At 70.9% G+C, this 24,170-nt stretch carries 23 protein-coding genes; 8 read left to right on the forward strand and 15 right to left on the reverse strand.

Annotated features, from left to right (window positions below):
* Window positions 1–164 precede the first annotated feature (164 nt).
* Genes DWB77_RS34035 through DWB77_RS34045 form a run of 3 tightly spaced genes read left to right on the forward strand, consistent with a single transcriptional unit; the run spans window position 165 to window position 2,523 of the window.
* Complete coding sequence (locus DWB77_RS34035) at window positions 165–1,001, forward strand: class I SAM-dependent methyltransferase (RefSeq protein WP_120726188.1); 837 nt, start codon at window positions 165–167, stop codon at window positions 999–1,001.
* Between the two features lie 23 nt (window positions 1,002–1,024).
* Window positions 1,025–1,294 (forward strand): acyl carrier protein, encoded by a 270-nt coding sequence (locus tag DWB77_RS34040; protein ID WP_120726190.1) that lies wholly within the window; start codon window positions 1,025–1,027, stop codon window positions 1,292–1,294.
* A gap of 8 nt (window positions 1,295–1,302) precedes the next feature.
* Window positions 1,303–2,523: a beta-ketoacyl-[acyl-carrier-protein] synthase family protein gene (locus DWB77_RS34045; RefSeq protein WP_162952666.1), complete on the forward strand. Its 1,221-nt coding sequence runs from the start codon at window positions 1,303–1,305 to the stop codon at window positions 2,521–2,523.
* On the opposite strand, the gene DWB77_RS38065 is transcribed toward DWB77_RS34045, so the two are convergent.
* The 3 genes from DWB77_RS38065 to DWB77_RS38505 form a co-directional block, all read right to left on the reverse strand.
* The gene (locus DWB77_RS38065; protein WP_162952667.1) at window positions 2,421–2,990 is read right to left on the reverse strand and encodes a DUF6234 family protein; all 570 of its coding nucleotides are present in this window, start codon (window positions 2,988–2,990) and stop codon (window positions 2,421–2,423) included. The genes DWB77_RS34045 and DWB77_RS38065 overlap by 103 nt on opposite strands.
* Before the next feature lie 259 nt (window positions 2,991–3,249).
* Window positions 3,250–3,372, reverse strand: a complete 123-nt coding sequence (locus tag DWB77_RS39350; protein WP_281280067.1) for a hypothetical protein — start codon at window positions 3,370–3,372, stop codon at window positions 3,250–3,252.
* A 36-nt stretch (window positions 3,373–3,408) separates the two neighbouring features.
* Window positions 3,409–4,791, reverse strand: a complete 1,383-nt coding sequence (locus tag DWB77_RS38505) for an HNH endonuclease (protein ID WP_216826881.1) — start codon at window positions 4,789–4,791, stop codon at window positions 3,409–3,411.
* 596 nt (window positions 4,792–5,387) lie between these two features.
* On the opposite strand from DWB77_RS38505, the gene DWB77_RS39480 reads away from it, so the two are divergent.
* Entirely contained in the window at window positions 5,388–6,209 is an 822-nt protein-coding gene (locus DWB77_RS39480; RefSeq protein ID WP_342778017.1) for a hypothetical protein, read from the forward strand.
* Between the two features lie 60 nt (window positions 6,210–6,269).
* Here the strand turns inward: DWB77_RS39480 and exaC are convergent, their stop codons facing one another.
* The 5 genes from exaC to DWB77_RS34090 are packed head-to-tail and all read right to left on the reverse strand — an operon-like array spanning window position 6,270 to window position 12,274.
* Window positions 6,270–7,793, reverse strand: coding sequence for an acetaldehyde dehydrogenase ExaC (exaC, locus tag DWB77_RS34070; protein WP_120726203.1), 1,524 nt, complete (start codon window positions 7,791–7,793; stop codon window positions 6,270–6,272).
* Between the two features lie 55 nt (window positions 7,794–7,848).
* The gene (locus DWB77_RS34075) at window positions 7,849–9,114 is read right to left on the reverse strand and encodes a GAF domain-containing protein (protein ID WP_246033950.1); all 1,266 of its coding nucleotides are present in this window, start codon (window positions 9,112–9,114) and stop codon (window positions 7,849–7,851) included.
* A 45-nt stretch (window positions 9,115–9,159) separates the two neighbouring features.
* Window positions 9,160–9,735 (reverse strand): N-acetylmuramoyl-L-alanine amidase, encoded by a 576-nt coding sequence (locus DWB77_RS34080; protein ID WP_120726205.1) that lies wholly within the window; start codon window positions 9,733–9,735, stop codon window positions 9,160–9,162.
* A gap of 14 nt (window positions 9,736–9,749) precedes the next feature.
* The gene (locus tag DWB77_RS34085; RefSeq protein ID WP_120726207.1) at window positions 9,750–10,778 is read right to left on the reverse strand and encodes an acetamidase/formamidase family protein; all 1,029 of its coding nucleotides are present in this window, start codon (window positions 10,776–10,778) and stop codon (window positions 9,750–9,752) included.
* On the reverse strand, window positions 10,775–12,274 hold the full coding sequence (locus DWB77_RS34090; protein ID WP_120726208.1) for an APC family permease: 1,500 nt from the start codon (window positions 12,272–12,274) through the stop codon (window positions 10,775–10,777). Before DWB77_RS34090 ends, DWB77_RS34085 begins: the two co-directional genes overlap by 4 nt.
* Before the next feature lie 330 nt (window positions 12,275–12,604).
* On the opposite strand from DWB77_RS34090, the gene DWB77_RS34095 reads away from it, so the two are divergent.
* Window positions 12,605–12,946, forward strand: a complete 342-nt coding sequence (locus DWB77_RS34095; protein WP_246033726.1) for a hypothetical protein — start codon at window positions 12,605–12,607, stop codon at window positions 12,944–12,946.
* Here DWB77_RS34095 and DWB77_RS34100 read toward each other — a convergent pair whose 3' ends face one another.
* The 3 genes from DWB77_RS34100 to DWB77_RS34110 form a co-directional block, all read right to left on the reverse strand.
* Window positions 12,947–14,278 (reverse strand): esterase-like activity of phytase family protein, encoded by a 1,332-nt coding sequence (locus tag DWB77_RS34100; RefSeq protein WP_120726209.1) that lies wholly within the window; start codon window positions 14,276–14,278, stop codon window positions 12,947–12,949.
* A gap of 183 nt (window positions 14,279–14,461) precedes the next feature.
* Window positions 14,462–15,733: an SWF or SNF family helicase gene (locus DWB77_RS34105; protein ID WP_120726210.1), complete on the reverse strand. Its 1,272-nt coding sequence runs from the start codon at window positions 15,731–15,733 to the stop codon at window positions 14,462–14,464.
* On the reverse strand, window positions 15,730–18,582 hold the full coding sequence (locus DWB77_RS34110; protein ID WP_120726212.1) for a DEAD/DEAH box helicase: 2,853 nt from the start codon (window positions 18,580–18,582) through the stop codon (window positions 15,730–15,732). Before DWB77_RS34110 ends, DWB77_RS34105 begins: the two co-directional genes overlap by 4 nt.
* Window positions 18,583–18,839: 257 nt before the next feature.
* Here DWB77_RS34110 and DWB77_RS34115 point away from each other — a divergent pair, with 257 nt between their 5' ends.
* From DWB77_RS34115 to DWB77_RS34125, 3 genes are all read left to right on the forward strand, one after another.
* Window positions 18,840–19,901 (forward strand): fatty acid desaturase family protein, encoded by a 1,062-nt coding sequence (locus DWB77_RS34115; protein WP_120726214.1) that lies wholly within the window; start codon window positions 18,840–18,842, stop codon window positions 19,899–19,901.
* Window positions 19,902–19,994: 93 nt separating this feature from the next.
* Complete coding sequence (locus tag DWB77_RS34120; RefSeq protein ID WP_120726216.1) at window positions 19,995–20,177, forward strand: hypothetical protein; 183 nt, start codon at window positions 19,995–19,997, stop codon at window positions 20,175–20,177.
* 88 nt (window positions 20,178–20,265) lie between these two features.
* Window positions 20,266–20,808: an MOSC domain-containing protein gene (locus DWB77_RS34125; protein ID WP_120728556.1), complete on the forward strand. Its 543-nt coding sequence runs from the start codon at window positions 20,266–20,268 to the stop codon at window positions 20,806–20,808.
* 521 nt (window positions 20,809–21,329) lie between these two features.
* Here the strand turns inward: DWB77_RS34125 and DWB77_RS34130 are convergent.
* The 4 genes from DWB77_RS34130 to DWB77_RS34145 form a co-directional block, all read right to left on the reverse strand.
* The gene (locus tag DWB77_RS34130) at window positions 21,330–21,857 is read right to left on the reverse strand and encodes an SAM-dependent methyltransferase (protein ID WP_120726218.1); all 528 of its coding nucleotides are present in this window, start codon (window positions 21,855–21,857) and stop codon (window positions 21,330–21,332) included.
* 135 nt (window positions 21,858–21,992) lie between these two features.
* The gene (locus tag DWB77_RS34135; RefSeq protein WP_120726220.1) at window positions 21,993–22,970 is read right to left on the reverse strand and encodes a hypothetical protein; all 978 of its coding nucleotides are present in this window, start codon (window positions 22,968–22,970) and stop codon (window positions 21,993–21,995) included.
* Window positions 22,971–23,065: 95 nt separating this feature from the next.
* Entirely contained in the window at window positions 23,066–23,332 is a 267-nt protein-coding gene (locus DWB77_RS34140; protein WP_246033727.1) for a hypothetical protein, read from the reverse strand.
* A gap of 202 nt (window positions 23,333–23,534) precedes the next feature.
* Window positions 23,535–24,056: a PadR family transcriptional regulator gene (locus DWB77_RS34145; protein ID WP_120728557.1), complete on the reverse strand. Its 522-nt coding sequence runs from the start codon at window positions 24,054–24,056 to the stop codon at window positions 23,535–23,537.
* Window positions 24,057–24,170 lie beyond the last annotated feature (114 nt).

The raw sequence follows: 24,170 nt of genomic DNA on the forward strand, positions 1-24,170 counted from the left end.
AGAACGGGTTTTCGCTGATCACCAAGCCAGTGGGGGGCGGCTCCGGAAGAATTTCCCTGTTCCTCGCCAAGACGCACTGCTAGCGTCTGCCACGTCGTTCGAACAGCACTGCGCCCGTATTGGCACCTCGCCGTTTCTTTGACCGGGCCGACGGAGGACAATTCATGAATGTACAAGCAGACACCGAGTGCGGCAGTTCCATGAACGGCAGGCACACGTCCTCGGATTACGCCGCGCTGCGTCGCGACCCGGAGTACGCCGAGTTGAACCGCGCGCTGCTGGATCTGGTCCCGGCGGGCGCCACACCGACCGTCCTGGATCTGGGGTGCGGCGACGGGGCCGTGAGCGAGCGGATGTTGTTGCGCGACCCCACCATGACCTTGGTCGGTGTCGACCCCGATCCGGCACTGCTGGAGGCGGCACGGGCCCGGCTCGGCGGCCGCGCCCGGTTCGTCGAGGGCGATGCCTCCTCGGTCTCCCGGCTGTTCCCACCAGGCGTCTTCGACATCGTCGTCCTGGCCAACTGCATCCACCTCGTGCCGGACCTCGCCACCGCACTCGAGGCAATCGGGCAGGTCCTCACCAGTGGCGGACGCCTGGTGTTCAACTCGGCGTTCTACTCGGGCGCGGAGAGGGCGGCCGACCTGCCTCGGTACGCCGAGTTGGTCGGCACGGCCCGAAGTGCCGCCCGCAGGCGCGGGCTCCCGTTGACGCGCGCGGACTCGCGACGGCCTGCCGGGCTCCGCAGAAGCGCCGGTGACTACGAGGCGGCCCTTGAGGCGGCCGGTTTCAAGGCCGTCAGGACCGAGCGGGAATTCACCCTCGGCCCGCGTTTCCTCACCGCTCTGTGCTCCACTCCGATGTTCGCCGGCGCCGCGCTCCCGGGAGTCGACCGCCACACCGCCGCGGAACTCCTCACCGAGGCGCTGCGAGAACTGCACGAGCGGTCGCCGTTCACCGTCACACGACGCTGCGTCTACTTTTCGGCCACCCGCGCTTAATTGACCCGACGAAAGGAATCGTCATGACCGAGGTATGGAACGTCGTCACCCGGGCCATCACCGGAATACGGCCGGACCTTGGCGAGAGCGGGACAGTCATCACTCGTGATGCCGCACTCTTTTACGCCACGGAGACCGGACAACCGGTGCTCGGTCTCGACTCCATGGAAGCGCTGGAACTGATCACCGTCCTGGAGCGGGAATTCGGGGTGGAGCTGGCCGAAACCGGCATCCGGATCACCGACCTCCGCACGGCCGGAGACGTGGCCGACGCCATGGCGGGAGCGCTGTGACACCGCAGGTGGCACGCCGACGTGTGCTGGTGACCGGCATCGGCGTCGAGTCGTGCGCGGGTTCCACACCGGATGAGTTGTGGGAGGCCCTGTCCACGGGGCGTTCCGCGATCTCGCCGCTGGAGCTCGAAGAGCCCATGCCCTGCCAGGTCGGTGGCGTCATCGGCGCATTCGATCCCCGCGAGCACATGTCCGCCCAACAGGCCCGCCGTACCTCGCGTTTCCAGCAGTTGCTGTTCGCCGCGGCGATGAAGGCGCGAGAGGATGCGCGACTGCGCACAGCACCGGAGGCCCTGTACGTCGGCACGGGCGGAGGCGGGCTTGACGAGACCGCGCGCCTGGTGACCGTCATGAACCGCAGCGGGTGGCCGCGGATGGACCGGCTCGGGCTGCTCCGCCTGCTGCCCAACCAGGCGGCCGGGCTCGTTGCCCAGGAGATGGCGATCGTCGGCCCCGTGCTCACCCTCTCGACCGCCTGTGCGGCGTCGACGGACGCCATCGGAGCGGGCCTGCGCGCCGTGCGTGACGGCACCGCCGATGTGGTTCTCGTCGGAGGGGTGGAGAGCTGGCTGGACACTCCGGCGCTGGCATCCTTCCGCCTGCTGGACGCGCTCTCCCTACGGCCTGCGGCGGAGGCGGCGGTCGCGTCCCGGCCGTTCGACCGCGATCGCGACGGGATGGTGCCGGCCGAGGGAGCCGCCGTGCTGGTGCTCGAATCCGAACGGTCCGCCCTGCGCCGGGGCGCGACGGTGCACGGCGAAGTGCTCGGCGCCGCGTCCACCTGCGACGCACACCACCCGGTGGCGCCGCGGGCGGACGGAGCGGTGGCGGCCAGGACGATCGAACTCGCCTGTGCCGACGCCGGGCTCGACGTCACGGCAGTGGACCTGGTGAGCGCGCACGGCACATCGACCCCGCTCAACGACCGGGCCGAAACGGCGGCCATCAAGCGGGCGTTCGGCGCTCACGCCCGTCAGGTGGCGATCACGGCCCCCAAATCGGTGATCGGCCACGCGTGCGGGGCGTGCGGGATCCTGGAGAGCGTCGGCGTACTGCGCGCCATCCGGGAGAAATACGTACCGCCCACCGCCAACCTGGACAACCCCGACCCCCGCTGCGACCTGGACTACACCCCGATCGTGGGCCGCCCCGCCACCATCGATGTCGCCATCAAGCAGAACTTCGGATTCGGCGGCCACAACTCGGTGGTGGTGTTCGGGGCCGCGTGAACGGCACGTGCGGCGATGACGAGCGACGCCGCATCGGCTGACCCACCGATGCGGCGCCACGCACGCGACCCGCACGCCATCCACCCGGCCACCTCCGCCGACCGACCCCCGCCCCGGCGCGGGCCGCGGGCGTTGATCGAGCTGAGGGGTCGGGTGGCTAACGCGCAAGCAGCCGGCAGTCTGCTGGCCGGCGCGGGAGCCGACCGCATGTTGCCGTCGTCGTGCTGCTGTTCCGCGGAGCCGAAGACGAGAACCGCGCCGACCAGCAGGGCCATCAGGAGTTGGGAGAGCGCCGTGATCGTCGCCCGGCCCTTGGCGGCGACCACCCCGATGACGACCACGACGGCACCGACCCCGGCGATCGCCGGGGCATAGTCCCAGAAGACGTAAGGGCGGTAGGGGGCCCGGGGGTCGAGTTCGAAATGATCGACGAACGGCCACGCGACCACGCAGATGGCGAGCGCCACCAGTTCAAGAAGACTGTGCCAGAGCCTGAGTACGGGTACTCAGGCGGCCGACAGGATGCCGTCCTGCGCCGGTTCGTACTCGTCAACACCGGGGTCAGCGCTCAGGCAGCATGAGTTCGCTTGACGACGAAGAAGTTGCGCCCGACCCCAAGATCGAGGCCGTCAACTACTTCAGGACGAACTGCTGGAAGCGCCCGTAGCTTTCGTTGGTGTCGCAGCGGAACCGTGTCAGGTGCATCGGCAGGCCGAACGGGGTCGGTTAGTGCAGTGACGATGTGGTGGGGCCCCGGGCCATGGTGTGGACGTGGGAGGAGCGCAGCACCAGCCGCGTCCTGCCCGAGGCGGCACCTCTGTAGCCGTCGACGAGGAACGTGTTGGACACGACCAGCGTGGGATCCGTCCTGTGGCAAGGACACACTCATAGTGCGTGGGGGAGTAGTTCGTGGTGCCGTGCGAGGGCTGTCGTGCGAAGGAGGGCGCGAGATTCTTCGGTCACGGTGCCCCGGGTCTTGAGGGCGTGGCAGTTGGGACACAAAGCGATCATGGCTCTTGGTAGGTCCTCGCCGCCTCTGGCGTGATCGTCTACGTGGTCTACCTCGAGCAGGTAGGACCCGTTGCGGCTACGAGCTGAGGTATAGCGGGGGTCTGGACAGCGGGGGTTCTCGCAGCTCCCCTGGCTGCGCTCCAGTACCGCGTCGCGGGATGCGGCGATGCGGCTCAGACGCTGCCCAACCAGAGGGCGGGGGGTGTGACTCTTACCGTCCCGTACGGCGCGCTCGGCCCGGGCGTTCAATTCGGCATAGCGTAGAGCGGGATCTGCCATGCGGTGCAGCAAGGTGGCGGTCATCCGACAGCGGTCGAGTGCGCTGGCGGCCGGTTCCTCAGTCGGCAGGGCGAAGTGACCTTCGGCTGAGTCCCAGTCATTGCCGAACTCGCCTTGACGCAGACGTGCGCACTCCCAGCGGCTTCGGCTCAAGGTCGTGAGCGTGGCGGCTGTGTCCGGCCACAGGGTGCCGTTTGGGAGGCCGTCTCCCGCCCAGGCGTATTCCAGCGCGGTATAGATGGCGGCGTATTGGACATTTCGTCCGTAGGTGACGACGCGTTTGCCCCGGAGTTTGCGCAGCAGGACGTCGGCCACTTGGCGGAAGCAGGGGGCGTCTTTGAGTGTCCCGAGCCCGGGATGGGCACGCTGGATCTGCCGCTGGTACCTCTCGTCCCACTCAGGGTTGATGAGTTGATGCCACTTCTTGCGCCCGCTCGCGGAGGTGAGTGCGATCTCGTAGGGCGTCGTCCGTTCAAGAGGCGTAGCGGCGGTGGGCGATCCTGTGGTGCTGACGGCCAAGATGACCGTGTCCGGATCATCACGGACGTCCTGTGCCCATTTGATCGCCGCACGGCGGACGGCTTGAACTTCGTCTGCACCAGGCTGCGTCGAGAAGGCGACAGCATCACTCACACGGTAGACAGGCGACGGTGGAAATACGACCTCGTCCCACCCATGGAGCGTGTGCCCGGGACGCACCGTCATTTTGGGGACTGTCACCGTCTGCGGAGGACCGAGTACATAGGCGTCCGGACGGAACAGGCTCGACGCACGCAGTCCTTGTTCCTTGAGTTGGTGGGCGGACTTCAGCGTCGTTGGCAACAGTGGATAGAGCTGAAGCAACTCCCTGAGGTCAGCGGCCTGCGCGTCCGGATTCGCAACGAAGACCGGGGCGCCGAAGCCGGCGGGTATCGCACCACACACCACATGCTGCTCTTGCACTGGGTTGAACGGGATGTCAGTGAACTTTGCAGACATAGGTGTTGATTGCCTCTGTGGTGAACGCCAGTGATGTGTGGCGAACGTATCCCACGGGGGGCGGGGCCGCGTTCCGGGGCCCGATGCGCCCGAACCGGTCCCGTGCGCGCATGGGCAGTGTGGCCCGTCGATGCTGAGGGGACGACACGGCCGCGAGCGCTGCTTCGCGTGACGCTGCACTGTCGCGCGACCGGCCAAGCCGTCGCCATATGTCATGTCAACGCGCGGCGGACAATTGGGCTCACTTGCCCCCGCCCAGGTCCTCTCCATCGGCGACGTCAACGCCGACGGCTACCCCGACCTCGTGGCGAAATACAACGACAACCTATGTATACGGTGGCGATAACCACTGGTGGTGCCGCCAATTCAATGGCCAGTCCTGGGATGGCTGGTACGACTGCACATAGCGGAAGGCCCTGAGCCTGTATTGCTCCGAAACGGTGTGGCTTATGGTTGTTGGTGGGGTGTGACCGAACTGGCGGGGACGCGCGGCATCTGTCGCCGCTGGCGCAGAAGCTCTGCGGTTGCCGGGGTGGGCCTCGATGGCGGCACGGGACAGTGAACGCTCCGCCCTCCAGGGTGATTAGGCTGCGGCGGTGATCGAACCTTCGCCGCTCCCCGGCGACCCCACTGAGCTGCACCTGCGTTTCGTCTACGCCGACATGCTCAGCGACACCCCGCACGCGGACACACTCGAAGAGTGGCGCGTCGAGGTCCTTCACCGGCGCCGGACGCACGACGACAGCCGTTGTCCGATTGCGCCCAGCGCGTGCGAAGCGGACCACTGTCCGGCGTACACCCTGAGCGACAGTCCAGCGGGTTCGATGACCTTCTTCCGTGTACACCTTGATCGCGGGCGCAACGCACATGCAGCGCTGGCAGATGAATCGGAGGACCTGAACGAGATCGCCCAGGACCTCCTCGCCCCCGCCACCGGATACTTCACGGACGAGGTCAGCGTGCTGCTGGAATGCAGCGGCTCCGCTAGGCGGTGGACCCGGCTGCGGTTCCCAATCCGGCCCAGGTCGCCTGGCTGCTCGCGGCGGTCGCTCAGCAGCGCGGGCCTCACCTGGAGGCGTTCTTCGGATGCATGTACTGCTGAGGTCATCCACCTCCGGCTCGACCAGTGTCACCTACCCAAGGCCGAGTGGGGACTGCCCAATCTGTCGGGTGGCGTCGTCACTGCGGGACAGGACTGGACGGACGACGGCGCGATGCACGAGGTGCACTCGCTCAAGCGCCGAGCGGCTACCGCGACCCGGCCCTGCGATCTCCGGCGCGCAGGGATCTCGTTCTGGCTGTACTCCGGTGTGGACCCGGCTGAATGCGCTCGCCGCGCGGGCCAGAGCATCGAGGTTCTATTCCGCTTCTACGCCAAGTTCCTGGATGGTGTGTCCGGGAGCAGGCCAATCGCCTGATCGAGCAGTCCATGGCGCCTGACCGGCAAAGGGCCAGGTCAGGCGCCTTTTCTTGGGCCCTTAGAAGAAGCCCAGCCTCTTCGGTGAGTACGACACCAGCAGATTCTTCGTCTGCTGATAGTGCTCCAGCATCATCCGGTGGTTCTCCCGCCCGATGCCCGACTGCTTGTAGCCGCCGAACGCGGCGTGTGCCGGGTAGGCGTGGTAGCAGTTGGTCCAGACGCGGCCGGCCTGGATGGCTCGGCCCGCGCGGTAGGCGGTGTTCATGTCGCGGGTCCACACGCCCGCGCCCAGGCCGTACAGGGTGTCGTTCGCCGTGCCGATCGCGTCGTCGAAGTCGGTGAACGAGGTCACGGCCACCACCGGGCCGAAGATCTCCTCCTGGAAGATCCGCATGCGGTTGTCGCCCTCGAAGATGGTCGGCTGGACGTAGTAGCCGCCCTCCAACTCCCCGCCGTGATGGACGCGTTGACCACCCGTGAGGATCTTCGCTCCCTCCTGCTGGCCGATGTCCAGATAGGAGAGGATCTTCTGGAGCTGGTCGTTCGAGGCCTGCGCGCCGATCATCGTGTCGGTGTCCAGGGGGTGGCCCGGCACGATCTGTTCCGTACGGGCGATCGCCGCCTCCAGGAACTCGCTGTAGTGGCCGCGCTGGATCAGGGCGCGGGACGGGCAGGTGCAGACCTCTCCCTGGTTGAGGGCGAACATCGCGAAACCTTCGAGGGCCTTGTCGCGGAAGTCGTCGTCCCGCGCCCATACGTCGTCGAAGAAGAGGTTCGGTGACTTGCCGCCCAGCTCCAGAGTGACGGGCTTGATGTTCTCCGAGGCGTACTGCATGATCAGCCGCCCCGTCGTGGTCTCGCCGGTGAAGGCGATCTTCGCGACGCGCGGGCTCGACGCCAGGGGCTTGCCCGCCTCCACGCCGAAGCCGTTGACGATGTTCACGACACCCGGCGGGAGGAGGTCCGCCACCAGGCTCAGCCAGAAGTGGATGGAGGCGGGGGTCTGTTCGGCCGGTTTGAGGACCACCGCGTTGCCCGCCGCCAGCGCGGGCGCCAGCTTCCACACCGCCATCAGGATGGGGAAGTTCCACGGGATGATCTGGCCGACCACGCCCAGCGGCTCGTGGAAGTGGTACGCGACGGTGTCGTCGTCGAGCTGGCTGAGCGTGCCCTCCTGGGCGCGCAGCGCTCCGGCGAAATAGCGGAAGTGGTCGATGGCGAGCGGGATGTCGGCGGCCAGCGTCTCGCGGACGGGCTTGCCGTTCTCCCAGCTCTCGGCGATCGCCAGCTCCTCCAGATGCTCCTCCATCCGGTCCGCGATCTTGAGCAGGACGTGGGCGCGGGCCTCCGGCGCGGTGCGTCCCCAGGCGGGCGCCGCCGCATGGGCCGCGTCCAGGGCGAGCTCGATGTCCTCGGCGGTGCCCCGCGCGATCTCGGTGAAGGGGCGGCCGTTGACGGGGCTCGGGTTCTCGAAGTACTGGCCGCGCCGGGGCGGCACATACGCGCCACCGATCCAGTGGTCGTAGCGGGACTGGAACGAGACGAGCGCGCCCTCGGCGCCGGGCGCTGCGTAACGGGTCATCTGCGGGGCTCCCTCTGCCGCGCCGTCCGGCCGTGGACGGCGTACGGAGCGCAGATTAGGCACGGCGGCGTTGCAGGCCCGTTGCGAGCGCCTGATCCCTCGTCAGTTCCGTCAACCGGGCTTGTACGTGTGCCCGTTGGCTTGGCGGCAGCGCGTCCGCCAAGGCCTGCCACACCGGCAGGTCCTCCTCGCCCCAGGGGCTGTACGCCCAGTCGGCGAGGAGACCGGGGTCGGCGCGCGCGATCAGCGCGGCCCGGAGCTGGTCGGCGTGGCGTCGGCGCAGACGGGCCACCGCGGGTGCCTGCGAGCCCGGCAGGAGCGGCCCGCCGTAGACCGTCATCGCCGCGGCCACCGCCCCCGAGCCGAGCCGCCTGGCCACCGTGTCGAAGTCCGTGTCCACGCGCGCGGTCAGGCGGTAGGGGCGCGACGCGAGCAGTGCGGGGCCCAACACCGCGCGCAAGCGCGACAGTTCGGCGCGCAGCGTCACGGGGCTCACGTCCTCGTCCTCGTACAGGGCCAGCAGGAGTTCGTCGCCGCCGAGGCCCTGCGGATGGTGGGCCAGCAGGACCAGGATCTCGCTGTGGCGCGGGCTCAGGCGCAGCTTGCGGCCGTCCGCCACGAGCAGTGCCTCGTCGCTGCCGAGGGCGGTGAGAAAGGCCCCCTCGGGGTCGGGTGGCGGGGCGAGAAGGGCGAGTTCGGCCTCCGCGGCCCGTGCCACGGCCTGGACGAAGCCGAGACTGTGCGGATGGGCTAGGCCGTCGCCACCCGTCACGTCGACGGCGCCCAGCAGCCGTCCGGTCCTCGGGTCGTGCACGGGAGCCGCCGCGCAGGTCCACCGCTGCACCGGGCGCCGGAAGTGCTCGGCCGTGAACACCTGGACCGGCCGGTCCTCGGCCAGGGCCGTGCCGGGCGCGTTGGTGCCGACTGCCGACTCGGCCCAGCGGGCGCCGGGGACGAAGTTCATGCGTCCGGCCGCGCTCCGGGTCCGCCGGTCGCCCTCCACCCACAGGAGCCGGCCCAGCGCGTCGCAGACCGCCACCAGGTGCTCGCCGTCACCCGCGTACGCCCCGGTCAGTTCCCGGATCAGCGGCATGACGCGGGCGAGCGGATGGGCGTCGCGGCAGGCGGCGAGCTCCTCCTCGTCGAGCTCCACGCATGCCGCGCCGTCCGGGCTGACCCGGGCCCGCGCCGAACGCTGCCAGGACGCGGCCACCAGCGGGCGCACAGGACGCAGCACCCGGCCCGCCGCCATGAACTGCTCATGAGCGCGCAGGAGTTGACCGTACCGCTCGACCGGGTCGGCCCCCGCGTCCAGCGCCACCCAGGACTCGTCCCGCCTGTCCGTCACCGCGGCCTCCCGCACTCGTCAGGCGAAGTTGACCAGCCGGATGTACCGCACCCAGTCCCAGTCGGGTCCCGGATCGGTGTGGTCGGTTCCGGGGACCTGGTAGTGGCCCAGGATGTGCTCGCGGTCCTTGGGGATGCCGTACCGGTCGCAGATGGACGCGGTGAGCGCCGCCGACCGCTCGTACAGCGCGTTGGTGAAGTAGGCCGGCCGGTCCACCCAGCCCTCGTGCTCGATGCCGATGCTGCGGGTGTTGTAGTCCCAGTTCCCCGCGTGCCAGGCGATGTCGTGCTCGCGGACCATCTGGGCGATGTATCCGTCGGCGGAACGCGTCACATAGTGCGCGGACACCTGCTTGGCCGGGTTCTGGAAGATGCCGATGGTGTTCGACCACGTCTCCTGGGTGACATGGATGACGATCCGGTCGATCCGATATGCCGAAGGCCTGCTGGACGCCGTGTAGTTGGACGGGGAGGCAGGCATCCAGTGGGCGCCCGGGTAGTCGGTGGTGCCGTCCGCGGCCGCCTCGGTCGCGGGGAACAGCGCGCCGGCGACCACCGAGGCGGCCGCGCCCTGGAGAAGTCTTCTTCTGTTCATGACGCACCCCTGAACTAGGCGGAAGGTAAAGCCAATTGAGCGGATTGCTCGCGCAGGTGGCGATGCAGACCGCGGTGCGGCTCGCCCTGCCGGGGGAGCCACTTCTTGCGGATCTTGGCGACACAGGTGTAGTTGGTGTCGCAGACATTGGCAAGCGGGGCCTCACCCGCCTGGCTCACCAGTTGGTAGGCGTCGAGCGCGGAAAGCCCGTAGTCACGTTCGAGCCAGCGCACCAGGTCCAACTGCGAGATGCGGAAGGCGTCTTCGAGAGGGCGCGCCGACCCGGTGGACATGAGGTGGGTGTCGGACTCGATGCGCGGCCACGGCGTGTCGACGCCCTTGAGGAGCTCCACCACGACCACCGAGTTCATGGCGCACTCGACGGCGACCCCGCACGTCTCGCCCTCGCCCTGGCGGGCGTGCCCGTCGCCGAGGCTGAACAGGGCGCCCTCCACATTGACCCCCAGATAGCAGGTGACGCCGGCCCGCATCTCGGGAGTGTCCATGTTCCCGCCGTGCGCGTCGGGGACCAGGGCGGAGCGCACCTCCAGGTTGGCGGGGGCCACCCCGACCGTGCCGTGCATGGGGTCCATGGGCAGTTCGATCTCGATGTCGCTGTCCCGGGCCCGGAACAGACAGGTGCCGCGCGCCCGGTCGAGCTCCCACATCCACACCACCTCGGGCAGCGGCGGCTGGAGCGTCGCCGTCGTGTGCGTGGAGGTCAACGCCCCGAACAGGGGCACGGTCGTGGACGCGGCCCAGTCCCGCGCCGGGCGGATCGACACGAAGTGCACGGCGAGCGTGTCGCCCGGCTCGGCGCCCTCGACGTGGAAGGGCCCGGTCTGCGGGTTGAGGAACGGGAACTCGCAGACCCGGGAGACCAGATCGCGCTCGGAACGGACCCGGCCGGCGAAGCAGTCCTCGGTGTACAGGTCGAGGACGGTGCCGGGCGTGATCCGCGCCAGAGGAGCCGCGCCCCCGAACGTCCACGCGTACTCGTTCTCCTTGGGCCGCACGGTCACGATCCGCGGTTGGGTGCTCATCGGGGTACCGCTCCTGTCTCCAGTGGGTCCTCATCGGGGTCGATGAGGTGGACGCGGCCGGTCTGTGCCAGCCGCTCGGGGTGGCGGCGCGCCAGGACCACGAGGACCACGACCCCGGCCGCCATCCACACCCCCACGACGGGTCCGGCGTACGACATCGGAGGCGTGAGTTCGGCTACGAAGTCGAACGCCGGGATCCCCGCCGCGGTCAGGAGCGCCAGGACGAAGGCGGCGATGCCGAGCGCGGGGAACACGACGTGGCGCAGCGGACTGAACAGATCGCGGCGCCGACGCAGGAAGTATCCGGCGCACGCCACGTCGACCACGATGTACACCCCGATGATCACGGTGACGATGACCGTGGCGAGCAGGGCGAACGCCGTGACCGGGTCGTACCACAGGCCCAGGCCCAGGCCCAGCATCGCGGCGACGGCCACGACGAACTGCGCCGCGACGCCCGACACGGGGGAGCGGTGGCGGGGGTGGAGGCGGGCGAAGGAGCGCGGGAAGACGCCGATCCGGCCGAGCGCGAAGGCCGTGCGCGTCGACACGTTGGAGCAGGCGTTGGCGTTCGCCACCGTCGAGTTGACCACGGCCAGGAAGAGGATCACCCAGAAGAGACCGAACGAGGCCCGCGCGACGCCCTCCCAGGAGGCGTCGCCGGACGCTCCGAAGCCCGCGAACCGGTCGGGCCCGAAGTAGACCGCCATCGCGTACGTGGTCAGGACGTACACGATCCCGATGGCGAGGGCCGCGCCGAACACCGCTCGCCGCATGGTGCGCCGGGGGTCCTTGGCTTCCTCGGCGAGGGGGGCCGCCGCCTCGAAGCCGGCGAAGGCCAGCACCGTGTAGACGGATCCGGCGAACACCCCGCCGAAGCCGCCGTAGCCGTGCGCGGTGTGCGAAGTGCCGAACACCGACAGGGTGTTGTCGGAGCCGGCCGCCACGATCAGCAGGACGGCGAAGGCCACGAACACCAGCACCTCGAAGACGCCGAGCACCGTGCCGAACCGCGCGGAGGCCCGCACCCCGAAGAAGCCCGCGAACGCGATGACCACGGCCCCGGCCAGCGACCAGGGCCACCACAGGTCGGCCGGATACGCCGACCACTGCTGGTGCAGGGTGCCCGCCGTGGTGAAGCCCAGTTGCAGCAGGAGCAGCGGCGGCACCAGGGCCTCCACGAACACATAGCCCCAGCCGACCAGGAACCCCACGGCCGGATGCAGGCCCCGCGCGCTGTAGGTGGCGACCGAGCCCGCCGCGGGCAGGTGCTGCGCGAGCTCCGCCACACAGGACGCGGTGAGCAGACACGCCACCAACGCCACGAGGACCGACAGCGGCAGACTGCCGCCCGCGAACGCGGCGCCCGCCGGGATGGACGCGGCGACGGCCGCCGCGGGAGCCATCGCCGTGACGCTCTGGAAGAGCACCTCGCGCAGACCGATGGCGTCGCGCGCCAGCCCGACGTCCGTGTTCGTACGGGATTCCCCCGGCACCGGCGCTCCCTCGGTCGGTCAACAGGCGCACGTCGTACGGTAGTTACCGTACGGTCCGGGGTGTGGGAGGTGGAAGGGGACGGGCGGTGCGGGCGGGGTGGCGGGGCCCTTGTCCGCAGGGACGGAACTTCCGCGGAGGGGTCGCGGAGCGCCCCCTTTCCGCCGACTCTGGAGGGTATGGTCACGCCCCCGGTACCACCCACGCCACCCGGACCGCCGAACGGGCAGGCATCGGGACCGCCGTCGCAAGGCGGCTTCGGGCCCGCTCACTGGCAGCCGGCCCCGCCGCAGGGGCCGCCCGGCGGGGGACGGCGCCGAGGCCCCCTGCTCGTGGCCGCGATCGTGGTCGCCTTCGCGGCGCTCGCCGCCATCGCCTTCGCCGTCAGCCGGGGAGACGGCGGCGAGCAACCGGGCACTCCGGGGCCGAGCGGCACCGTCGGCCGCTCACCCACGCCGTCCCTGAGCCTGCCGAGCGGCCTGCCGTCCTCGCTGCCCACCGCCCTGCCGTCCGAACTCCCCTCCCTGCCGACGGAGCTTCCCACCGACGTGCTACCGAGCGGCTTGCCCACCGACCTGCCGAGTGGCTTTCCCACCGACTGGTCGAGCGGCTTCCCGACCGACCTGCTTCCGGAGGGATTGGTCTCGGCCGTCGCTCACGAACAACTGCCCTGATCAGCGGGGGAGTTGCAGATAGACGAGCTTCGTCCGCACCCCGCTGTCGACGATCCGGCCCGAGGGGTCGAAGGCGCCCGGGCCGTCCGTCATGCCGAAGTCGTTGTCGTTGATCAGCGCGAGGGTGCCGGGGCCCGCGAGCGCCACCCCTTCGATCTTGCCCGGCACGCCCGGCACCTTCGCGAGGTCCACGACGAGCCTCTTGCGCAACACCGGCACCCCGCTCGCGGCGGGATCGGCGAGCTGCTCGTAGGAGGGGCTGGTGGCCGGAGTGTCCCACCGGCCGCCGAGGATCCCGGCGCCACGGGGCAGCCGCACTTCCTGGAGCCGGGCGGCCCGGTCGGTGCGCTCCTCGACCAGCAGCCGGTCGTCCCCGAGCGCCACGACGGAGGAGATCTTCAGTTCGGAGGGGTCGTCCTCGCCGGGGTCGACGACACCCGCCGGGTCGAAGCGGTAGGCGTACTCGGCGGTGACCGCTCCGCGGCGCGGGGAGAAACGGAGCAGCCGCACATTGCGCGACCCCTCGCCGGCCGCCGTGTCCGGCACCGACAGCGGGCTCTGCACCGCCAACACCAGGTCACCGCCCGGGAGTTGAGCGAGCCCTTCGAAACCGCGGTTGATCTTGCGCTGGGCGAGGATCGCCGGGAGCGCCCCGATCACGGGATAGTCGGCGCCGGCGAGCTCCAGCCCCTTGGGCACATACCGGGCGAGCACTCGGCCGCGCGCCGAGACATGCACGAGGGAGGGCCCATACTCGTCCGCCAGCCAGAAAGTGCCGTCGGCCGCCCGCACGATGCCCTCGGTGTCCAGACCGTTCGGGTTGTACGCGAGGGGCTTCGCCGCGTCGAAGGCGTAAGGGGCCTCGTCGTGGCCCGCCAGATTGGGCAGGCCGGTGACGGGCGCGCCCGAACGGGTGGTGATCGGAATGGACTTGAGAACGGTGAGCGTGCCGCCGGTGACGCGCACCTTCACGATCGCCGGATCGAAGCCGGGGACCGGGAAGGTGCGGCGCTTGGTCTTGTCGACCTTGATCTGACCGTTGGGGCCCCGGTCCGTGACGGTCCAGAACTCGCCCCGGCGCCCGGCCGGGAAGAGGTCGCTGCCGATGCCGCCCAGGTGGATGCCGCGGTCGTCGTCGACGGTGCCGGGAAGGAGCCCGTTGCTGAAACCGCCCAGCGGGATGTCGCCGAGGACCGCGGTGTTGGTGACCCGTGCGTCACGGTGACGGTGTTCGAACCGCGGCGTGCCAACGGCGGAGCCGCTGAGTGCGACGACGGTCAGTACGGCCAGGGGCAGCGCGACGGCGGTGCGTCGGGCGGCGCGTGGGGACACGAATCCTCCAGAGCGGGCGGGGCGGGCGTGGCCCCCAGCGTGGGAGGCGGGCGCGAACGCCCGCCGTCCCCACCGTGAACACCGGGCGACGCCACGGCGTCCGCTTCGGCCGCGGACCTGTGCGGCCCGGGCGGCGGCGAAGCCCGCCCCGGCGATGCACTCCGGGACCTCAGCGCCCCGGGTTCACGCCCCGGCCCCGTCGTCGGACGGCGTGAGCAGCGTCTCCAGGGCCGCCGCCGGGTCCCGGTCCGCCGGGCCCGCCGGTATCCAACGGGCGCTCTCCCTGCGGTAGGGCCACCACCGGCCGTCGTGGCCGAGCCGCAGTTGCGCGTCCCGACCCGTCACCGTCCACCGGTTGGGGCCGGTGGAGCGGAGCGCCGGGCGGTCGCCGTCGGCCCAGGCCCGATCGAGCGCCGCGACCGCTCGAGCCAACTCCTCCGACCCCGGCGTCCACTCCTCCTCCAGGACGCGGAGCGACGCGACCCCGCCGAGCCGCCAGGCGCGTACGGCAACGGCGAGATCGGCGGGACGGCGCCCCGAGGCGACGGCGAGACGTGCCGTGATCCCGCTGTCCCGACACGCTTCGGCAAGCCGAACCGCGTCCTGATCTTCCGTCAACTGTGGTGCGACAGGCTGAAGTTCGTGGTCGGTCTGAAGCGCGTCGGCCAGCATGCGATGCGCGCGAGCCGCCGCGTCGGCCGCGAGGAACTCCAGTGCCGCCGGGTCGATCCCCGGCTCCGGCACGGTCTCGGTGTCGAGGCGCGCGGGGGTGCCGGGCTCCGGCGGCAGGGGTGGCGGTGCGGGGAGCGGGGGCACGATGTCCCTGGCCGCGAAGGCCTCCGCCGCCAAGACGCCCTGGGTCGCGGCGACATCCTCGGCGGGCAGGGCGCTGCGCTCCTGCAAGGCGTCGAGCAGCGGCTGTTCCGCGCGGCCCCGCATCAGGAGCAGCACGAACGGATCCTGGTCCAGGAGCCGCGCCACCTGGTAGCAGAGCGCCGCGGTGTGCGGACAGTGATCCCACGCCTCGCAGGTGCACTTGGGCTCCAAGTCGCCGATGGCGGGCAGGAGTTCGATCCCGTGGTCGGCCGCTTCCTCCACCAGGTGCGGTGGCATCTCGCGGTCGAGCAGCGCCGCGATGTGCCCGGCGCGCTCGGCCGCCATCGTGAGGAAGCGGTCCCAGTCGTCGGCGTCCAGCTCTTGGAGCAGCACATCGCCGCGGTACTGCGATCCGTCCCGGTCCCGTACCACCGCGGTGATCCGTCCCGGCCGCACCGTCACCGCGCCGACCGCGCCCTGGCGGGCCAGGCGGCGCCCCTGCTTGAGCTGCTGCCCGTCCAGGGCGGTGTCCTCCAGCGCCTTCAGCCACGCCAGGCCCCACCAGCTGGTCGCGAAACCCCGGCCCTGCGCGGGTGGCAGGGCCTCGAAGGTGCGCTCGTCGTCATAGGTGTCGCTCATCGTCCGCTCCCTCGCAGCGCCACCAGATCGGTCAGCTCGGCATCCGACAGTTCGGTCAGCGCGGACTCGCCCGAGCCGAGGATCGAGTCGGCCAACTCCTTTTTGCGCACCAGCATGTCGGCGATCCGGTCCTCGATGGTGCCCTCCGCGATCAGCCGGTGGACCTGGACCGGCTGGGTCTGGCCGATGCGGTAGGCGCGGTCGGTGGCCTGCGCCTCGACGGCCGGGTTCCACCAGCGGTCGTAGTGGATGACATGGCCGGCCCGGGTGAGGTTCAGGCCCGTGCCAGCCGCCTTCAACGACAGCAGGAAGACCGGGACATGACCGTCCTGGAAGTGCCGCACCATCTCCTCGCGGCGCTCCACCGGCGTCCCGCCGTGCAAGAACCGCGTCACCACGCCACGCGCCGCCAGGTGTTGTTCGATGAGCCGCGCCATCCGCACGTACTGCGTGAAGACGAGCACCGAACCGTCCTCGGCCAGGATGGTGTCCAGGAGCTCGTCGAGCAGTTCCAGCTTGCCCGAGCGGCCGGCGATCGTCGGACTGTCCTCCTTGAGGTACTGCGCGGGATGGTTGCAGATCTGCTTGAGCGAGGTCAGCAGCTTCACCACCAGGCCGCGCCGCTCGAACCCGTCCGCGCCCGAGATCTCGGCGAGTGTCTCGCGCACGACCGCCTCGTACAGACCGGTTTGCTCCTTGGTGAGGGAGACCGCCCGGTCCGTCTCGGTCTTCGGTGGCAGCTCGGGGGCGATGCCCGGGTCGGACTTGCGGCGGCGCAGCAGGAACGGCCGCACCAGCCGGGAGAGCCGCTCGGCGGCCGCCGGGTCCTGGCCGCTCTCGGCGGCGGACGCGTACCGGGTACGGAACGTGCCGAGCCGGCCGAGCAGCCCGGGCGTGGTCCAGTCGAGGATCGCCCACAGCTCGGAGAGGTTGTTCTCCACGGGCGTGCCGCTGAGCGCGACCCGGGCCCGGGCCCCGATGGTGCGCAACTGCTTGGCCGTCGCCGAGTAGGGGTTCTTGACGTGCTGGGCCTCGTCGGTGACCACCATGCCCCACGGGACGGTCGCCAGCTTGGCGGCGTCCAGGCGCATCGTGCCGTACGTGGTGAGGACGACCTCGCCGTCGACCAGGGAGTCGAGCGAGCGGGAGGCGGCGTGGAAACGGCGCACGGGAGTGCCCGGCGCGAACTTCTCGATCTCGCGCTGCCAGTTGCCCATCAGGGAGGTCGGGCAGACGACGAGGGTGGGGCCGGCGGTCGCCCGGTCGCTCTGGCGGTGCAGATGCAGCGCGATCAGCGTGATCGTCTTGCCGAGGCCCATGTCGTCGGCGAGACAACCGCCCAGACCCAGTGAGGTCATGTCCGCGAGCCAGTTGAGGCCACGCAACTGATAGTCCCTCAACTGCGCTGCCAGCGCCGCTGGTTGGGCGATGGGCTGCTCACGATCACCTTCGGGGTCGGCGAGTCGGTCGCGCAGCCGGGCCAGCCAACCGGTCGCCTCCACCTCCACCCGTCGGCCGTCGATCTCGGTCGAGCCGGTGAGGACGGCGGCCAGCGCGTCGACCGGCGTCACCTTGCGGTCCTGTGCGGCGCGGGCCCGGCGCGCCTCCTCCGGGTCCACCAGCACCCACTGGTCGCGCAGCCGCACCACGGGACGGCTCGCCTGGGCCAGCGCGTCGAGTTCGCGCCGGCTCAGTTCGGCGTCGCCCAGCGCGAACCGCCAGTCGAAGGAGAGCAGCGCGTCGGCGGAGAACGTCGAAGGCGCATCGGACTCGATCCGCTGGGCCCCCCGCTCCTGCGGGCCGATCACGGCACGCGCCGTCAGCTTGCCGGTGAGCTCCTTGGGCCAGTGCACCTGGACGCCGATCGCGGCCAGCGTGCGCGAGGCGGAACCGAGCAGTTCGGCGGCCTCCTCGTCGGCGAGCTCGACCGCGTCCGGCACGGCGGCCGACAACAGCGGGGCCAGCGGCGCCCAGGCGCGGGCCGCCCGGCGCAGGGCGAGCAGCGCGTCCATGCGGGCCCGCGGCCCGAACACGTCCGCCGACGCGGACCCGGCCCACACCTCGGCCGCGTCCGCGACCCGGGTGGGATCGCTGACGCTGTGCAGCTGGAGCACGGCCCGGAACACCGGCCCGGCGCTCTCCGGGTCGGCCGAGGCGAGCCCCGGCAGCTCGACCCGCAATGAGATGCGTACGCCCGCGTCATGCCCGGCGGCCACCTCGGCGGCCCAGGTGCGCTGCTCGGGCAACCGTTGGGGCGCTTCGGCGGCGAAGGCGGGGGAGCCGGTGGCGCGCGCGGCGGCCGGGGTGCGCGGGAGGCCGTCGGCGACCGCGTCGAGGAAGGCCCGCAGAAGCTGTTCCGGTTCGGCGAGCAGCACGGGCTCCGCCCCGGATTCCAGCGGGACGCAGTGTGCCTCGGGCGGCATCGCGGCGGCCAGCTCGCGCACCCTGTCGAGCTCGTCGGCGCCGAGCGGCCCGACCCGCCACGCGTCGTGGTCGCTCGCGGTGAGACCGGGCAACAGGAGCCCCCGCGCCGCGAGTTGGAGGGCGAGCAGTGCGGCCGCCCCCCAGAACGCGGCCGGGCGCGAGGCCCCGGTGAGGGCGCGGGCACGGGTGAGCACGGGCAGGGCGTCCCGTACCGGCAGGCACAGGGCGCGTACGGCGTGGGGTGTGGTGTCCGCGTCGACGACGGTCAGCTCCTCGACGGCGCCGAGCGCGGCGGGCAGGTCTTCGCCCTCGGGGTGCCAGAAGGCGATCCGGCCCGTGCGGGAGGGGTCGGCGGGCAGGAAGGTGACGAGACAGTGGGCGAGTTCGGCGAGCTGGGGCGGCGTGGGAGCAGGAGGCCTCTGCACAGCGAGAACGTATTCCTCAAGTTTGACTACGCGGTCCGGAGCGGCCGAGGGTACAGCACGCGACGGCCGCGCGGAGGCTCGCCGTGGTGACCCGCGTCACACGTCGCGGTGAGGGTGTTGCCAGCACCACCTTCGGCCGCGGGGCAACCCCCGCTCGTGGAAGGGGGGTGACTCCATGGTCGTCAAGGGCGCCGATCCGTACGTTCGGTGAGGTCAGCGCAGGGAACTGCGGGGGACGACCACCACCGGAGACGTTCATGCCACAGGCGACCATGCCGCAGCCCGCCCCAGCGCTCGGCGTCCCCGCCGAACCGAGGGCGGGCAGCGAGTTCGCGCCGCTGCTCAGAACGGTGAGGGGGCAAGGACTGCTCGACCGGCGGACCGGCTGGTACGCGGCCCGCATCGTCATCAACCTCCTCGCGCTTGCCGCGACGGTCACCGCGATGGTGTTCACCGGCGACAACTGGTGGACCCTCGCCCTCGCCCTCCCGCTCTCCGTGTTCTGGGCCCGCAGCGCGTTCCTCGGCCATGACGCCGGGCACGGGCAGATCACCGGGGGCAAGCGCGCGGGCCGCCTCATCGGCCTGCTCCACAGCGACCTCCTCCTCGGCATGAGCTACGCCTGGTGGAACGACAAGCACAACCGCCACCACGCCAACCCCAACCACGTCGACAAGGACCCCGACGTCGGCGTCGGCGCCCTCGTGTGGACCCAGCGCCAGGCCGAACACCGTGAGGGCCTCGCCCGCTGGCTCACCCGCAACCAGGCCCGGCTCTTCTTCCCCATGCTGCTCTTGGAGGGCATCGCCCTGAAGGTGTACGGATTCCAGGACCTCAAGCGGCAGACGCGCCGGGAGCGGGCCGTGGAGGCGCCGCTCCTGCTCGCCCACACCGCCGGGTACGCGACGCTGCTCCTGACCGTCATGTCGCCCGGCAAGGCGCTGACCTTCGCCCTGGTGCACCACGCCCTGTTCGGCCTGCACCTCGGCATGACCTTCGCCCCCAACCACAAGGGCATGGAGATGCCCGACCCGGACGACCCGGAGGCCTCGGCGTGGGGGCATCTGCGGCGCCAGGTCCTGACCTCGCGCAACGTACGCGGCGGGCCGCTCACCGACTGGTTCCTGGGCGGCCTCAACTACCAGATAGAGCACCACCTCTTCCCGAACATGCCGCGCCCGCACCTCAAGCTCGCCCAGTCGGCGGTCCGCGCCCACTGCGCCTCGCTCGGCATCCCGTACGCGGAAACCTCGCTGAGCGACTCCTATCGCCAGGCGCTGGAGCACATGCACGAGGTCGGCGCACCGCTGCGGAAGTGACGCATAGTGGTAGCAGCTGGAACCAGTGGGCGGCGCCGTGCGTTCACTGGACAGGAAGAGCGGCCACGGGCCGCGCAGAGGAAGGCGACCGACATGTCGAAGCGCGCGATGATCGCCGCCGGAGGAGTCGTGGCGGGGCTCGTTCTCATCCCCCTGATCGGGTTCTGGCTCGCCCTGCTCGTCCTGATAGGCGTCCCCCTGGTGGCCTATCTGGCGCTCGACCCCAGCCAGCGACGCAGGCTGCGGCACGTGTCCCGCAAGGAGCTCGGCCGCTAGAAGGCCCCCCGGGCGTCCTGACCTCCCGCGATAGGCTCGGACCCGATCATTGGTTCGAACAAGGGGGTTGAGTTCCGTGACGAGTGGCATCGAGGGGACCGTCAGGGCGGTCAGCAGCAACGGGGAGTACTCGTTCACCAAGCCCAATCGGGACAGCATCACGCTGCTGCCCGGGCTGGGCGTGGCGGGCGACGTCCACGCGGGCGTGACGGTCAAGCACCGCTCCCGCGTCGCGCAGGACCCGACGCAGCCGAACCTGCGCCAGGTCCATCTGATCCACCAGGAGCTGTTCGACGAGGTCGCCGAGCAGGGCTTCGAGGTCGCCGCCGGCCAGCTCGGCGAGAACGTGACGACGCAAGGCATCGACCTCCTCGGCCTGCCCACCGGGACGCTGCTGCGCATCGGTGCGGAGGCGGTCGTCGAGGTCACCGGTCTGCGCAACCCGTGCCTCCAGATCGACGGCTTCCAGGGCGGCCTCCTGAAGCAGGTCGTCGGCCGCGCCGCCGACGGCACGATCGTGCGCAAGGCCGGGATCATGAGCGTGGTCCGCACGGGCGGAGTGATCCGCCCCGGCGACACGATCACCGCGGAACTCCCCGAGGGCCCCCACCGACCGCTGGACCGGGTATGAGCGAGCTCAACTGCCGTATGCAGCAGCGAAGTTGAGGCCGCGGTCCGTCCGGCGCGGCTGCGCGGGGGAACTGTACGACCAGCCACGCATGGCCTGCGGCCCCGGGGGCGGCTCTTGGGGGCGCGAGGAACTGCGCGAGAAGCGAGCACGGTCCGCAGGTGGCAGGGGGTTTGGGGGCGCGAGGAACTGCGCGACCAGGCGCGCACGGCCCGCGGTCGGGGGCGGCTTTTGGGGGCGCGAGGAACTGCGCGAGAAGCGAGCACGGTCCGCAGGGTGGCGACGGTTTAAGGGGCGCGGGGAACTGCGCGAGAAGCGAGCACGGTCCGCAGGTGACAGGGGGTTTGAGGGGCGCGGGGAACTGCGCGACCAGGCACGCACGGCCCGCGGTTGAGGGCGGCCTCTGCGGCGAGAAGAGGGGGCGTGGCTGGGCGCGCCGGCCCGGCCGGGCGGTGTGGGGCGGCTCAGCCGCGCCGCCGCGGGGCTAAACGAGACGCGCGCCCCGCCTCACGCCTCCGCCCGCCTCACTCGTAATACGCCCGCATCAGCTCAACCGACCACCCCGGCTGGACCGTCTCGCCACGCGGGCCGAACTCCGCCAAATACGGCTTGATGTCCAGCACCGGCGTCCCGTCCACCGCGTCGAGACCCGCCACCCGCACGTCGAGCCCTTCGACCGAGAGGATCCGACAGCGCGAGACGCCCAGCCGGTTGGGGCGGTTCTTGCCGCGCTGGGCGAAGATCCCCACCAGGGGCCAATCCGGGTTGCCGCGCGGGCGCCGAGCCCCGGACTCGATCTTCTCGGGGGCAACCCGGTCGAAGTGGAAGACCACTTCGAGGTGGGAGAAGTCCGCGAGCCCGAACAGGGCCTCCGGACCGAACTGTTCCGCGTCCAGCCGGATCACCGCCGTCTCGCGGTCCCAGTGGTCGTCGACGACCTCGGCCCGCCCGCCGATCACCCGCCCCACGGGCCGACACACCACGTCCGACTCCCGCACGGCCGCGATGCCGTCACCGTCACCCGTCCCTACACCAACACCGCTGTCCGACATGTCAGTTGCCTCCCCGTCCGGCCTCATAGGACGCTCGATCGAAGCGCCGGGACACGATCGTAGAGAGGCGTTCCCGAAGGGCGGTGCCGGGGGCGGACGTACAGCCAATGCCAGGCGCGACGGAGCCCGAAAGCCTTACGACGGCCGCACCGCCATCGCGTCAAGGGCGCGAAGCAGCGCGAGCAGTTCCTGGTCACGCGCCACGGGGTGGACGTCGCCCGGGCACTCGTCGAGGAGGACGAAGGCCACGTCATCGGTCCTGGCCGTCACGGACCAGCCGGGACCGTCGGCCCGCAGGGTGCGGGCCCCGCCGGGCGCGAAGGCGGAGCGTACGCGGCCGAGCGGGGGAGCGGAGTCGAGATAGCCACGCAACTCGGCGAGCACCCGCTGGACGCCCGGCTTCTCACCGTCGGGCTCGCCGCGCTCCTGACCACGTTCCTCGCCGCGTTCCTCGGTGTCGGCGGTGGTCCCGTGCGAGCCCGGGCCGGAGGAGCTCGGCGGGGCCGCGCTGACGTCATGCGGTTCATCGTGCGCGGCGCCCGCGACGGCCCCACCGTCCTCGTCCCGCACCGAACCGCCCGCGGACGGCGGCGGGGGCGGCCCGAAGGTGTCGGGGTCCAACTGCTCGCGCCACATCGACCACTGCAACGCCACCGCGTCCGCGCCGAGCCGACGCTGGGCCGCCCCCCACTCGCTGGTGTCGGGGGGCGTGAGCGTGGGCGGACCCTCGGGGTGCGGCTCGGGATCGTGCGGGGCCGGGAGGTTCGGGGCCGCGACAACCAGTTCCAGCGGCCACCCGGGCAGCGCCGCCACCACCGTACGATCGTCCGGCGACAGGTCGTACTCCATCCCGCAGTCCCAGGACGCGATCGCGACCGCCACCAGCGACACGTCGTCGATGACCACGGTCCAGCGGGCGCCCGCGCCGTCCTGTCCGAGGACGAGACCGTAGCCCTGCGCGTACGGCCCGAGGCCGAGCGCCGCGCATGCCTCGGGGTAGTCGTCGCCGAGCACGCTCGGGAACTGCGCGGGCGTCAGCAGCGCCGCCGTGAGCACATAGAGCGCCTCGTCTGCGGCGGTTGCGGCCGCTTCGACCTCGTCCGTCCCGGTCACGGAACCCTCCCCTTCGGTTCGCTCGTCGGCGCACCTTAACTACTCGGTAACGCGGACGTCGAGGGTCCCGGGAGAACCGGCCGGTGACGCGTCCGTCAGGCCGTCGGCAGGCCCATAAGCTCCTGGACGACCGTCGTCGGTGACTCGTCGCGGTCGCGGGCCAGTGCGATGACGGCCCGGCAGGCGAGTTCGCGGACCCCGAACGACAGGGCCTCCGGAGACACCCACCCCGCCGCCTCGTCGAGTGCGTCCTGGTCGTCCTCCGCGCACGCCGCCACATACGCGGCCGCCGCCTCGAAGATGTTGTGCTGGCGCTCCTCGGCCGGGCGCGGCCTGGCCGGCTTGTGGAATCTCCCGAACATCAGGACCACCCTTCCGTCACGCCCCGGCCGTGGTGAACCGGTGACACACCTTCAAACGGTCTTGAACACCGTAGAGTTGGAGCTCCTTACGCAGATAGGGGGCGGCGACGACTCGCTTCGTCCCCTACGAGGAAGCCGCCCCCGGGTAACCCTCCCCGGGTGGCCCGCGCCCCGCGCGGAACGCGCCCGATTAGCCCCCGGCTCACTCCAGTGAACGCAGCATCGCACGGAGCCACTTGAGTTCCGCCGCGCTGGTGGCACGGGCGATCGTGAGGATGCCGCGACGGAACGGATCGTCCAACTCCTCGGCGCTGACGGGACGTTCACCTTCGTAGAAGAAGCTCGCGGGTTCTTCGAGGAAGGTCAGCCTGCGCCGCAGGACGGCGGCCTGCTCGTCCCGGCCCGGCAGATGGCGCAGAAACGCGAGCAGGGTGAACCAGCGGTTCTCGTCGGTGACGTCCAGACGGTCCGGTTCGGCGAGCCGCCGCAGGAGGTCCCGTCGGCCCGCCGGGGTGAGCGTCAGCATGTGCCGGGGAGCGGCCGCCGTACCCGGCTGGGTCTCGCGCGCCAGCAACCCCGCCTTTTCCAGTCGCTTGATCGCCGGATAGAGCGTGCTCTCGCCGACCGGACGGACGTGACCGGTGAGCGCGGTGATCCGCTTGCGCAGCTCATAGCCGTGCAGTGGCGCTTCGTAGAGGAATCCCAGGATGGCGAGTTCGAGCATGCCCACATTCTGCCGCATCCACGGTTGCCTACGAGGTACATCGATGGCGTAGTACTACGTCAGCGATGTATGGTGCGGCGACGCGCGGAACGCAGCAACCGAGCGGCGGTGCCG

This window comes from Streptomyces hundungensis (assembly GCF_003627815.1).
GTDB lineage: Bacteria > Actinomycetota > Actinomycetes > Streptomycetales > Streptomycetaceae > Streptomyces > Streptomyces hundungensis_A.